At 66.2% G+C, this 12604-nt stretch carries 12 protein-coding genes; 5 read left to right on the forward strand and 7 right to left on the reverse strand.

Annotation, left to right across the window (positions count from 1 at the left end):
* Window positions 1–4: 4 nt before the first annotated feature.
* Window positions 5–1921, reverse strand: coding sequence for a potassium transporter Kup (locus C8J45_RS15120; protein ID WP_258191485.1), 1917 nt, complete (start codon window positions 1919–1921; stop codon window positions 5–7).
* A 215-nt stretch (window positions 1922–2136) separates the two neighbouring features.
* Here C8J45_RS15120 and pdeM point away from each other — a divergent pair, with 215 nt between their 5' ends.
* On the forward strand, window positions 2137–2799 hold the full coding sequence (pdeM, locus tag C8J45_RS15125) for a ligase-associated DNA damage response endonuclease PdeM (RefSeq protein WP_107963965.1): 663 nt from the start codon (window positions 2137–2139) through the stop codon (window positions 2797–2799).
* Window positions 2800–2955: 156 nt separating this feature from the next.
* Here the strand turns inward: pdeM and msrA are convergent, their stop codons facing one another.
* The 4 genes from msrA to pabB form a co-directional block, all read right to left on the reverse strand.
* Window positions 2956–3615, reverse strand: a complete 660-nt coding sequence (gene msrA / locus C8J45_RS15130; protein ID WP_107963966.1) for a peptide-methionine (S)-S-oxide reductase MsrA — start codon at window positions 3613–3615, stop codon at window positions 2956–2958.
* 63 nt (window positions 3616–3678) lie between these two features.
* Complete coding sequence (locus C8J45_RS19305) at window positions 3679–3828, reverse strand: hypothetical protein (RefSeq protein ID WP_181321233.1); 150 nt, start codon at window positions 3826–3828, stop codon at window positions 3679–3681.
* A 210-nt stretch (window positions 3829–4038) separates the two neighbouring features.
* Window positions 4039–5238, reverse strand: a complete 1200-nt coding sequence (locus C8J45_RS15135; RefSeq protein WP_056054414.1) for a pyridoxal phosphate-dependent aminotransferase — start codon at window positions 5236–5238, stop codon at window positions 4039–4041.
* Between the two features lie 50 nt (window positions 5239–5288).
* Window positions 5289–7049, reverse strand: coding sequence for an aminodeoxychorismate synthase component I (gene pabB, locus C8J45_RS15140; protein WP_107963967.1), 1761 nt, complete (start codon window positions 7047–7049; stop codon window positions 5289–5291).
* Between the two features lie 80 nt (window positions 7050–7129).
* On the opposite strand from pabB, the gene C8J45_RS15145 reads away from it, so the two are divergent.
* Entirely contained in the window at window positions 7130–7807 is a 678-nt protein-coding gene (locus C8J45_RS15145) for an MBL fold metallo-hydrolase (protein ID WP_107963968.1), read from the forward strand.
* A 256-nt stretch (window positions 7808–8063) separates the two neighbouring features.
* On the opposite strand, the gene C8J45_RS15150 is transcribed toward C8J45_RS15145, so the two are convergent.
* Together C8J45_RS15150 and C8J45_RS15155 are read right to left on the reverse strand one after the other, a co-directional pair.
* A complete protein-coding gene (locus C8J45_RS15150) occupies window positions 8064–9689 on the reverse strand; it encodes a M28 family metallopeptidase (RefSeq protein WP_107963969.1) in 1626 nt (541 codons plus the stop codon).
* Entirely contained in the window at window positions 9686–10129 is a 444-nt protein-coding gene (locus C8J45_RS15155; protein WP_056054403.1) for an MAPEG family protein, read from the reverse strand. The genes C8J45_RS15150 and C8J45_RS15155 overlap by 4 nt, the downstream gene beginning before the upstream one ends.
* 215 nt (window positions 10130–10344) lie before the next feature.
* Between C8J45_RS15155 and rpmF the strand changes: the two genes are divergently transcribed.
* Genes rpmF through C8J45_RS15170 form a run of 3 tightly spaced genes read left to right on the forward strand, consistent with a single transcriptional unit; the run spans window position 10345 to window position 12559 of the window.
* Window positions 10345–10524: a 50S ribosomal protein L32 gene (rpmF, locus tag C8J45_RS15160; RefSeq protein ID WP_056054400.1), complete on the forward strand. Its 180-nt coding sequence runs from the start codon at window positions 10345–10347 to the stop codon at window positions 10522–10524.
* A 41-nt stretch (window positions 10525–10565) separates the two neighbouring features.
* The gene (gene plsX / locus C8J45_RS15165) at window positions 10566–11594 is read left to right on the forward strand and encodes a phosphate acyltransferase PlsX (protein ID WP_107963970.1); all 1029 of its coding nucleotides are present in this window, start codon (window positions 10566–10568) and stop codon (window positions 11592–11594) included.
* Window positions 11591–12559: a beta-ketoacyl-ACP synthase III gene (locus C8J45_RS15170; RefSeq protein WP_107963971.1), complete on the forward strand. Its 969-nt coding sequence runs from the start codon at window positions 11591–11593 to the stop codon at window positions 12557–12559. The genes plsX and C8J45_RS15170 overlap by 4 nt, the downstream gene beginning before the upstream one ends.
* Window positions 12560–12604 lie beyond the last annotated feature (45 nt).

Raw genomic sequence — 12604 nt, forward strand, 5'->3', positions numbered from 1 at the left:
CGGCTTACACTGTGACCTGTTCGCCTAGCTCGAGCACCTTACCCGGCGGGATCTTCAGGAAGTCGGTGGGGTCGCTGGCGTTGCGTTGCAGGAACATGAAGATTCGGTCCTGCCAGGGCGGCATGCCCTTCTCCGCATCGGGTTTCAGTGTGTTGCGGCCGATGAAGAACGAGGTGCGCATGGGGTCGAGCCCGAGCTGCTCGGTCTTGTTGCCGACGCCGAGATCGCGCGGCACGTCGGGCGACTCCATGAAGCCGTAGGTCAGCACGACGATCGAGAAATTGTCGTCGACGCGTTCCACCTTCGCGCGTGACGCTTCGTCAACGAACGGCCGGTCGGCGGTGCGGATGCTGACGATCAGGTTGCGCTCGTGGAGCACCTTGTTGTGCTTCAGATTATGCAGCAGCGCGCCCGGCGTCGCGTGCGGGTTGCCGGTCAGGAACACGGCCGTCCCCGACACGCGCTCGGGCGGACGCTTCTCCAGCGCCGAGGCGAGATCGCTGAGCGGAATGCTCTGGCGCTTCTCGAACGCGCTGACGATCTTCTTGCCGCGCACCCAGGTGAAAATGATCAGCCCGATCGCGGCGGCGATGACCAGCGGCACCCAGCCACCCTCGATCACACGCAGGATGTTCGCGCCGAAAAAGATCAGGTCAAGCGTCAGGAACGGCAGGATCGCCGCCAATGCGATCGGGCGCGACCAGTTCCAACGGTGGCGGACGACGATGTACGCGAGCAAGGTCGTGACGACCATCGTGCCGGTCACCGCGATGCCGTACGCGGCGGCCATCGCCGACGACGTCTTGAACTGGATCACCAGCACGAGCACGCCGATCAGCAACAGCCAGTTGATCGCGGGCAGGTAGATCTGGCCGGCGAACACGGCGGAGGTCTGGCGGATGCGCAGGCGCGGGAGCAGGCCGAGCTGGATCGCCTGCTGCGTCAGCGAGAACGCACCGGTGATGACCGCCTGGCTGGCGATCACCGTCGCGAACCCGGCGAGGATGATCAGCGCGGGACGCAGCGACTCGGGCGCCATCAGGAAGAACCAGTCCTGGTTGACGAACGGTACGCCGCGCGCCGCTGCATCCTCGAGCCGCGACAAGGCGAACGCGCCTTGGCCAAGGTAGTTGAGCGCGAGTGCCGGGAAGACGAGGAAGAACCAGCCGATGCGGATCGGCAGCTTGCCGAAATGACCCATGTCGGCGGTCAGCGCCTCGGCGCCGGTGACGGTCAGGAACACCGCGCCGAGCACGAAAAGCCCGGTGACGCCGTGCGTGGCGAGGAACGATATGCCGTAATTAGGCAGGAACACGCGGACGATCGAGGGCTCGTCGGCGATGTGCCAGATGCCGAGGGCACCGATCGCGACGAACCAGAGGATGCAGACCGGGCCGAACAGCTTCGACACCTGTGCCGTGCCCCGCGACTGGATCAGGAACAACGCGATCAGGATGCCGATCGTCAGCGCGCGGACGACACCTTCGTTGAAGATGTGCGCCGCGCTCGGGATCGTCCGCAGGCCTTCCATCGCCGACAGCACCGACAGCGCCGGGGTGATGATCGCATCGCCGTAGAACAGCGACGCGCCCGCCGCGCCAAGCACGATCGCGACCTTCGACCGCATGCCCAGCGCACGACGGGCGAGCGCGGCTAGCGCCAACACGCCACCCTCGCCCTGGTTGTCGGCGCGCATCAGGAAGATGACGTATTTGACCGTGACCACGAGGAACAGCGACCAGAGTGCCAGGCTCAGCACGCCGAGGATCTCGGTGGGATCGATACCGCCCGCGGACGTCTGGCCGAGCGCCTCGCGGAACGCGTAGAGCGGGCTGGTGCCGATATCGCCGAACACCACGCCGATGGCGCCGACGGTAAGCGCGGCGAGTGCCGGATGCGGGTGGAGATGCGCGGCGGACAGATCCGACGGCGCGCACGCCTGCCCTGCCGCCCCCTCGGCGGTCGGTTCGGTCACGACGGCAGTTTGCGGTGTTCCGGCTACGGACGTCATGGCGCGAACAGCGCTCCTCCTGAGGGGACGGCGCGCTTTACGCCGATTGGGGGCATGCGCAAGCCCCACCCGGTTCGCGACGATGGCGGCTTGATTCGGTGCGGCGGGGGCGGCATGGCGGGCGGATGGTTCCCTTTTCGTTCGGCGGGCATACGCTTCTGGCGTTGGCGCAAGGCGCGCTGTTCTGGCCGGAGCGGCGTGCGCTGCTGGTCGCCGACCTGCATTTCGAGAAGGCGAGTTGGTTCGCCAAGCGCGGCCAGATGCTGCCTCCGTATGACTCGATCGCGACGCTGGCCGATCTCACCGCGCTGGTCGCGGCGACAGGCGCGCGCGAAGTCTGGTGCCTGGGCGACAGTTTCCACGACAGCGAAGGGTGCGAGCGACTGCCGCAGCGCGCGCAGGACATGCTGCGGGCGATGACCGACGGGACTCGCTGGACATGGATCACGGGCAATCACGATCCGGCGATCCTCGATCGGTGTGGCGGGGAGGTCGTGGACGAGGTGGTCGTCGACGGGCTGGTACTGCGGCATGAAGCGGACCGGGCGGAAACGCGGCCGGAACTGTCGGGGCATTTCCATCCGAAGCTTCGGCTAAGGGTACGGGGGAAATCGGTTGCGCGGCGGTGTTTCGTGGCGACGACGACTAAGCTGATCTTACCGGCGTTTGGATCGCTGACCGGAGGGCTGGACGTGGACCATCCGGAGATCGTTCGGGCTGTGGGCGTCGGCGCAGAGGCTATGGTGCCGGTGGCGGACCGGATGCTGCGGTTTCCGGTTGCTGCCTGACGCTCGTCGCCGCGCAAGTAGGTAAACCACTACCCCGGCGGAGGCCGGGGTCCAATTGCGGGCGGCGTATAACGGAGGTTCGTCCGCCGTTACTTTGACCTTTCCAATTAGGCCCCGGCCTTCGCCGGGGTGGTGGCAGTCCGGAGAAGGTCGCCCTCAGCTCGAAATCGTCGGGAACGCCGCACGGAAGGCAGCTACCTTCGGCTTGTCCCAAATCACGACATACGGATGAGTCGGGTTCCGGTCGTAGAAATTCTGGTGATACGCCTCAGCCGGATAGAACGTACCCGTCTCAAGCTTCGTCACGATCGGCCCGGAGAACGCATGCGTAGCGCCAAGCTGAGCGATGTACGCCCGCGCGACCTGCGCCTGCGCGGGCGATTGCGGGAAGATCGCCGAGCGATAGCTTTCCCCACTGTCGGGGCCCTGGCGGTTCAACGTCGTCGGGTCATGCGCGATCGAGAAATAGACGCGGAGCAGCGTACCGTAGCTCACCACCCGCGGATCGTAAGCGATCTTGATGGCTTCGGCGTGCTTGGTCGTTTCGGCGGAAACCTGGTCGTAGGTCGCGGTCGCCTTGGTGCCGCCGTCGTAGCCGGTCGTGACCGACTTCACGCCCTTCACATGCTCGAACACCGCTTCCATCGTCCAGAAGCAGCCGCCTGCGAGCACCGCGGTCTGGATGCCGGGCGCTGCAGGAAGGTCGGTCTTGACGGCGGGGATGACGACGGCGCGGGCGCCTTGCGCGGTGCCGGTGGCAATAAACGCACCGGCGATACCGATGGCGGCGAGCGTGGCGAGAAGCGGCTTTTTCATGTTTTATACATGGGGTTGCGCTTGCGCTTCGCTAGGCCGTCGCCGCAGTAATCAGGTGGGCGGTTATCGCGCGGTGGCGGAGGCGCTGTGCTCGAAATGGCTGGCCAAGGTCTGGCGCGCTTCGGCGGGCTGGAGGGCGAGCAAGCCGATGGCTCCGAGGACGAAACCACCGCTGAACTGCCAGAAGAAACTCGACTTTACGATGCTGCGCATGATGCGATCCCAATGAAACCCAGTGATGGCGCCGACCGGATAGGTCAGCGTCAGTTACGGACCGGCATGTCATAGAGATGCCGGCCAACCACAATGTCGTTTTTAGAAACTCTCGATTAACGCGCCGTGGCCGATGCGTTCATCGTGCAGCAGGCATCGCCCGGCAGGGTTGTCGGAAGATGTCGCCGCGTATCTCGAATGTTGCCGGCGTTATTTCAGCGCGGCGCACGCCGTCTGGATGCGCGTGCAGGCCTCGCGGAGCAGCGCGTCGGACGTCGCATAGCTGATCCGGAACGCGGGGCTGAGGCCGAACGCGGCGCCCTGCACGACGGCCACCTTGGCGTCGTCGAGCAGATAGCCGACCATCGCCTCGTCGGTGTCGATCAGGCGGCCGTTCGGCGTCGTCTTGCCGATGAGTTCCGCGAACGACGGGTAGACGTAGAACGCACCCTCCGGTGTCGGGCAGTGCATGCCGTCGATCTCGTTGAGCATCGACACGACGAGGTCGCGGCGGCCCTGGAACGCGGTGTTGCGCTCGGCGAGGAACGATTGGTCGCCGTTGAGCGCCGCCACCGCCGCCGCCTGGGCGATCGAGCACGGGTTCGAGGTCGACTGCGACTGGAGCTTGGCCATCGCCTTGATCAGCCACGATGCGCCTGCGCCGTAACCGATCCGCCAGCCGGTCATCGCATACGCCTTAGAGCAGCCGTTGACGGTGAGCGTACGCTCGAACAGCTCGGGGCAGGCCTCGGCGATGGTCGCGAACTTGAAGCCGTCATAGACGATATGCTCGTACATATCGTCGGCGAAGATCCAGACGTGCGGGTGCCGCGCGAGCACCGCGCCGAGCGCCTTCAGCTCGTCGATCGTGTAGCCGGCCCCGGTCGGGTTCGACGGCGAGTTGAGGATCACCCACTTGGTCTTCGGCGTGATCGCCGCATCGAGCGCGGCGGGATCGAGCTTGTAGCCGACCTCGGGGCCCGCCTTGACGATCACCGGCACGCCGCCGGCGAACTGCACGACGTCGGGATAGCTGACCCAGTACGGCGCGGGGATGACGACCTCGTCACCCGGATCGATCGTCGCGACCATCGCGTTGAACAGGGTGTGCTTGCCGCCGACGTTCACGCTGATCTGGTCGGTGGTGTAGGTGAGGTTGTTGTCGCGCGCGAACTTCGCGACGATCGCCTGCTTCAGTTCGATCGTGCCGTCGACGTTGGTGTATTTGGTCTTGCCGTCGCGGATCGCCTGGATCGCGGCCTCCTTGACGAAGTCCGGCGTGTCGAAATCGGGTTCGCCTGCACCAAGCCCGATCACGTCGACGCCTGCGCGCTTCAGTTCGAGAACGCGCGAGGTGATCGCGAGCGTTGGCGAAGGGCTGATGCGGCCGAGCGCGGCGGATGCGTGCATGGTGTAACCTTTGCGGTTGTCCGCGAACGTCGCCGCGGAATTCGCGGGCGCTATACGCGCCGATCGGTCGAATTCGCAACCGTAACGATGGCGGGAATGAGCCCGCGGACCGCATTTCCCATGAAGAATCCTGCGGTCAGGTCGGCTCGGGTCAGCGGCGCTTCGATTGCGCGGCCCGATTCGAGGAGGTCGGCTCGCAATATCCCGGGGAGCAGGCCGTGCCGTAGCGGCGGCGTGACGAGTGCTTCGCCGCGCTGGACGAACAACGAGGTAAAGCTGCCTTCGGTTAGGAAGCCTTCCGCATCCTCGAACACCACCTCGAACGTCCCCGCGGCTTTGCGCGCGCCGTCATAGAACGCCCGCGCGCTCGTCTTGTGGCGGAGGCGGAAGTCGGTCGCGGCGACGGGCAGCGGGACGATCGCGACGGTTGCTTGCACGGGCGATTGCGGGAGCGGTGCCGCCTCGATCGCGATCGCGCCCGACGGGCTGAGCAGCAGGCGGATGCGGCGCGGTCCGCGCAACCGGAAAGTGGCGGCCTGGAGTTCGTTGCGCGCGGCGTGGCGATCGAAGGTGAATCCCAGGACCTCCGCGCTCGCCTTCATCCGCCCGAGATGCGCTTCGAGACGGGTCAGGCCGTCGTCGGGATCGAACGCCATTGTCTCGATCAGGTCGAAGCGACGCTGGCCGGCAGTGACGAATGCGCCTTTCGCGTGACACTCGTCCCACTCCGCATCGCCCACGCTGTCGGCGACGATGCCCGAGCCGAGGCTCATCATCGCCGCGTCGTCCTGAATCGCCAAGGTGCGGATCGCGACGTTGAAGATCGCATCGCCGTTCGCGTCGAACCGACCGATCGCACCGGTGTAGATGCCGCGGACGCGCGCGTGCTCGACCTCGGCGATGACCTCCATAGCGCGTTGCTTCGGGGCGCCGGTGATCGAGCCGCACGGGAACAGTGCGGTCAGGACGTCCACCGCGTCGCAGTCTGGTTTCAGCGTCGCGGTGACGGTCGAGGTCATCTGGTGGACGGTCGGATAGGTCTCGACGGTGAACAGGTCGGGGACCGCGACCTGGGTGGCGACGCGCGACAGGTCGTTGCGCATCAGGTCGACGATCATGAGGTTCTCGGCGCGCTGCTTGGAGTCGGCGGCGAGTGTTTCGGCGAGCGCGCGATCGGCATCGGGCGTGTCGCCTCGCGGCGCGGTGCCCTTCATCGGGCGGCAGGTGAGCGTGTCGCCGTCGAGCGCGAAGAAGAGTTCGGGGGACAGCGACAGGAAACGCGTCTCGCCGGTGTCGATCAGCGCACCGTATCCCGCCTTTGCTTGGCGCCGCAGCCGGGCGTAGAGCGCGAGCGGGTCGCCGACGAACGGCACGGTGGCGGCGAAGGTGAGGTTGGCCTGGTAGATGTCGCCCGCCGCGATCAGGTCGAGCACGCGCGACAGGCTGGCGTCGTAGGTGTCGCGGTCGATCAGCGGCTCGGGCGCACCAGTCCACGCGCCAGCGGGGTCGGGGAGCAACGCGGCGACGTCTTCGGGCGCTATCGTGTCGTACTCGGCGAACAGGCCGAACCAGAGCAGCGGGCCTTCGGTGCGGACGTCGACGGGCTTGGATGCAAGCGCAACGCCGGCTTCGTAGGTGAGGTAGCCGGCGGCGTGCAGGCCCTCCGCGCGGGCGTTTCGTAACGCATCGAGCGCAGGGCGAACCTCGGCGAGCGTGTCGGCGCGGACGATCCGGACGGGGTCGCGGTACAATCGCGCCGGGGCGCCTGCCGCGCGGGCGTCATCGAGCAACACGTAGGGCGCGGTCCACATCGTCGCGACTGTTGCACGGAGCGCGAGGCAAACCGCAAGCGGCGATTGCTCCTACGGGCGCGCTATCCTATTTCGAGGGCATGACAAATCCTCCACTCCGCGCTGCGCCCCCGCTCCGTGCTGCCATCGTGCCCGTCACGCCGATCCAGCAGAACTGCACCATCATCTGGTGCACCGCGACGATGAAGGCGGCGGTGATCGATCCGGGCGGCGACCTGCCGCGGATCATGGCGGCGGTCGAACAGGCGGGGGTCACGGTCGAGAAGATCCTGCTGACACATGGGCATATCGATCATGCGGGGGGCGCCAAGCGGCTGTCGAACGATCTCGGCGTACCGATCGAGGGACCGCACGAGGCGGATCGCTTCTGGTTGCAGCGACTCGATCAGGATGGGCCGAAATACGGGATTTCAGGGGTCAATTTCGAGCCGGACCGTTGGCTGGTCGAGGGCGACACGGTGTCGGTCGGTGATCTCGTGCTCGATGTGTACGAGACGCCGGGGCACACCGAGGGTCATGTGATCTTCCACCACGCGCCATCGAAGTTCGCGCAGGTGGGGGATGTGCTGTTCCAGGGGTCGGTCGGGCGATCGGATATGCCTGGGGGGAATCACCAGGTGCTGGTGAAGTCGATCGTCGAGAAGCTTTGGCCGCTGGGGAGCGATACGAGCTTTATCCCGGGGCATGGGCCGGCGAGCACGTTCGCGCATGAACGGGCGACGAATATGTTCGTGAGCGATCGGGCGCTGGCGGAGTAGCGTCCGCTTGCAACCCTAGCTGTTCCCCCGCGGAGGCGGGGGCCCAGACTTAACCAAGGGCGGTACGCTTGGTCCCTGGGCCCCCGCCTTCGCGGGGGATTAAGAAACAGAAGCACCACCATTCAACGGCCCCACCCCGGCGAAGGCCGGCGCCCAGTTGGGGGACGAGGTTTGGCTGGCGTCGCGCTCTGTTACTGCCACCTTTCCAACTGGGCCCCGGCCTTCGCCGGGGTGGTTGCGAGCGTGAGGGTTGGTCTTACTTCCGCTCCGCTGCTGTTTCAGCCCGCACCGACTTGAACTCCGACCCATCGCGCCATTCCGGCCACGACCGGCTGTTCGCCAGTTTAGTCCCGATCGTCTGGAACAGGTCCACATCCTGCGCCGCACTGCGCAGGTCCCAGTCGGCGCCCCACGCGTCGCACGTCTGGTGATAGCATTTCATATAGCCGTCGAGCCACGCCTGCCCCGCTGTCCGGCCGCCCTTGACCAGATCGGGTGCGCCGCTGATCGCCATCAGCAGCAGCGTCGGCACGCCGCGCCGCGCGACCGAGAAATGGTCGGCGCGGTAGAACAGCCCGCGTTCGGGGAGCGCTTCGGGGGTGATGACGCGGCCTTGCGCCTTGGCGGCATCGCCGAGCATGTCCTCGAGGCTGTTCTGGCCCGCCCCGACCAGCATGACGTCCTTTGCGGGACCAGCCGTCTGGAGGATGTCGAGCGTCAAATTGGCGACCGTCTTGGCGGCCGGATAGACCGGGTTCACCGCATAGGTCTCCGAACCGAGCAACCCGCGCTCCTCGCCGCTCCACAGCGCGAAGACGAGGCTGCGGTCGGTCCGTGGCGCCTTGGCGAAATTGCGCGCGAGTTCGAGGACGCCCGCCACGCCGAGACCGTCGTCGTTGGCGCCGGGGCGGATGGTGCGCCCCTGCGCATCGGGAGCGCCGATGCCGTAGGCGTCCCAGTGCGCGCCGAACATCACGACCTCGTCCGCGTGCTTCGTACCCGGCAGCTTGGCGAGCACGTTCTGGCTTACGGCGGTGTCGTGCTTGACCGGCAGGTCGGTGGTGAACGCCTGCTTCAGCGCGACCGGGCGGAAGTCGCTCCGCCGCGCCGCTTTCCGTAACGCCGCCAGATCGAGGCCGGATGCGGCGAACAAGCGGCTCGCTGCGCCCCCTTCGAGCCAACCCTGGAGCATCACCCGCGATTCGGGATCCTTCCGGACGATATCGTAATTCTCGCCAGCGGGGGCGGTGACGGTGTTCCACCCATACCCCGCGCCCGCCGTGTCGTGGACGATCAGCGCGCCGACCGCGCCACGTCGCGCGGCCTCTTCGTATTTGTACGTCCAGCGGCCGTAATAGGTCATCCGCCGGTCGCCGAACTTGCCCTTGGCATCGTCGCCCGCGACCGCCTCGAAATCGGGATCGTTGACGAGGAACACCGCGACCTTGCCCTTGAGGTCGAGGCCCTTGAAGTCGTCCCAGCCGCGCTCGGGCGCGCTGACGCCGTAGCCGACGAACACCATCGGTGCGTTGGCGATCGCGACGCGGTCGACCCCGCGGACCGTGCTGAGGTAGACATCACGCCCCTGCACCAGCGCGGTGTCGCCGGCGCGGACGGTGCCCGAGCCCATCCGGGTGTGGACGAGCGGCACGGGTTGCGTCCAGCTGCCGTTCGGGCCGCCGGGTTGCGCCTTCATCGCCTTGAACTGTGCGATCAGCCAGGCGATCGTCTTGGTTTCACCGGGAGTACCAGGCGCACGGCCCTCGAACGAGTCCGAGGCGAGCGTCCTCACGTCGGCGGACAGTCGCTCGGGCGAGACCTGCGCGATGGCTGGCGCTGCGGCCAACAGGGTTGCCGCCCCAAGCAAGCGAAGCGCACTCATGCCCGGCCACCCGACGGCACGACCTGGAAGGTCTTGGCAGTGGGCACGCTGTTCGCCTGATACGCGATCGTCAGCGCCCAACCGGCAAGCACCGCCATCAGCGCCCAGGTCGCCAGCGCGCCCCCTGCCCGCGGCACGCTCGACGTCGTCCGGTCCATCCCGAACGCATGGGCGATTCGCGCGATCACGAACACCGCGCCGGCGATCCACAGCCATAGCGTCGATCCACCGGCGAGTTCGATTAGCCCGATCAGGATCAGGATGAACGGCGCGTATTCGGTGAAATTGGCATGCGCACGCATCCGCGCCTGCAGCCGCTGGTTGCCATCATCCCCGATCAGCACGTTATCCTTCACGCGCATCGGCACGATTCGGAAGGCGAGCCACAGGTTGACGACGGCAGCAGCCGCGGCGATCGTCAGCGTTACGGGTAATATCACGGCGTTGCCCCTCGAATATCAGGTCTTTTGTCAGGCGTATGCCCTGCCACTCCGGGCAGAAGCTTGCAACGCGGGGTGAAATCGCTATAGCGCCACGCTTCGCGAGCGTCAGGCCGCATGGGTTGCTTCAGGCGGCCGGCATTCTTGTCGGTTGCCTGTGTCCCGTGTCCGGACGTACTCGGAGCCCCGACCTTTAGATTGAACAAGGTGCCGAAATGGCCGTCCCCAAAAGAAAAACCTCGCCCTCCAAGCGCGGCATGCGCCGTGGCCACGACTCGCTCACGATCGCGTCGTTCCAGGAATGCCCCAATTGTGGCGAGCTGAAGCGCCCGCACAACCTGTGCGGCTCGTGCGGTCACTATAACGGTCGTGAAATCCTCTCGATCGAGGGCTGAGGCTTCCAACCGGAACCTCTAACTTGAACGAAGGATAAGCGATGCCCGACAGCGGCTGGATCGCGGTCGATGCGATGGGTGGCGATGACGGGCTGGCAGTGATGCTCGCCGGTGTCGCCCGCGCGCGTCATCGCTACGAGGGCATGCGCTTCCTGCTGGTCGGTGACGAGACTGCGATTCGCGAAGGGCTGAAAGCTCATCCGAACCTGTCGCAGAACTCCGAAATCGTCCATGCGCCGGAAGTCGTCGGTTCGAGCGAAAAGCCGAGCCAGGCGATCCGGCGAGCGAAGAAGACGTCGATGGGCATCGCGATCGACCTAGTCAAACAGGGTCGCGCTGCTGCTGCTGTGTCGTCGGGTAACACCGGCGCACTGATGGCGATGGCGAAGCTGTCGCTGCGGATGCTGCCCGGGATCGACCGGCCGGCACTCGCGGCGCGTTTGCCGACGCTCGGCGACACCGACATGGTGATGCTCGACCTCGGCGCGAACACCGAGTGCGATGCGCGCAACCTCGTCCAGTTCGCGATCATGGGCGCTGCCTATGCGCGCACTGCGCTCGATATTCCGCATCCCCGCGTCGCGCTGCTGAACATCGGCAGCGAGGACATGAAGGGCACGGACGAGATCCGCGATGCGGCAGCCCAATTGCGTGCGACGCCTGCGGTCGACATGCAGTTCAACGGCTTCATCGAAGGCGATCGCCTGTCGCGCGGTGATGTCGACGTCGTCGTGTGTGACGGATTCTCGGGCAACATCGCGCTGAAGACCGCCGAAGGCACCGCGCGATTCGTCGCCGATCTGCTTAAGCGTGCGTTCCGCAGTTCGGTGCGATCAAAGCTCGGCTTCCTGATCTCGAAGCCGGCGACCGAATTGCTGCGCGATCATCTCGATCCCAACAATCATAACGGCGCGGTATTCCTCGGGCTCAACGGCATCGTCGTGAAGAGCCATGGCGGCGCCAACGAGCGCGGTGTGGCGACGGCGATCGGCAATGCCGCCAAGATGGTCCGCAACGATCTGGTCCGGCGTATCGCCGACGATCTTGGTAGCGTGGAGAAGGCGGCATGATCCGTTCGGTCGTCATTGGCACCGGCTCCGCCCTGCCCGCGCGTCGCGTCTCCAACGCCGAACTCGCGGAGCAGATCGACACCAGCGACGAGTGGATCGTCGAGCGTACCGGCATCCGCTTCCGCCACATTGCCGGCGAAGGCGAGACGACTGCGACCCTCGCTGCCGATGCATGCCGAGCTGCTTTGGCCGCCGCCGGGATAGAGGCGCAGAGCATCGACCTGATCGTGCTCGCGACCGCGACGCCCGATCAGACCTTCCCCGCCAGCGCCACCAAGGTGCAGGCGATGCTCGGTATCGACGACTGCGTCGCGTTCGACGTCGCGGCGGTCTGCTCGGGCTTCCTGTACGCGGTGCAGGTGGTCGACAGCATGATCCGCAGCGGCGTCGCCAAGCGCGCACTGGTGATCGGCGCGGAGACGTTCAGCCGAATCCTCGACTGGGAAGACCGGACGACCTGCGTGCTGTTCGGCGACGGCGCCGGTGCGATCGTGCTCGAAGCGCAGGACACGGCCGACGACGGCGGTCGCGGCATCCTGACGACCAAGCTGCACGCGGACGGCCGTCACAACGAACTCCTCTATGTCGATGGCGGCGTCTCGACGACCGGGACCGTCGGCAAGCTTCGCATGAAGGGCCGCGAAGTGTTCCGCCATGCGGTGACCAATCTGGCTTCGGTGATGACCGAGTCGCTGGCGATGGCCGGGCTGTCGTCGGACCAGGTCGACTGGGTCGTGCCACATCAGGCTAACGCCCGCATCCTCGACGCGACAGCGCGGAAACTCGGTCTCGCACCTGCGAAGGTGGTCGTGACCGTCGATCAGCATGCCAACACCTCTGCTGCGTCGGTGCCGCTTGCGCTCGACGTCGCGGTCCGTGACGGGCGGATCCAGCAAGGACAGATCGTCGTTCTGGAGGCGATGGGCGGTGGGTTCACCTGGGGTGCGGCGATTATCCGCTTCTAATCCTTGTGAAACGCTTTGGTTCGCTTGCAGAACAAAGTCCTTCCG

Origin of the sequence: Sphingomonas sp. PP-CE-3G-477, assembly GCF_003050745.1 — a bacterium.
Lineage (GTDB): Bacteria > Pseudomonadota > Alphaproteobacteria > Sphingomonadales > Sphingomonadaceae > Sphingomonas.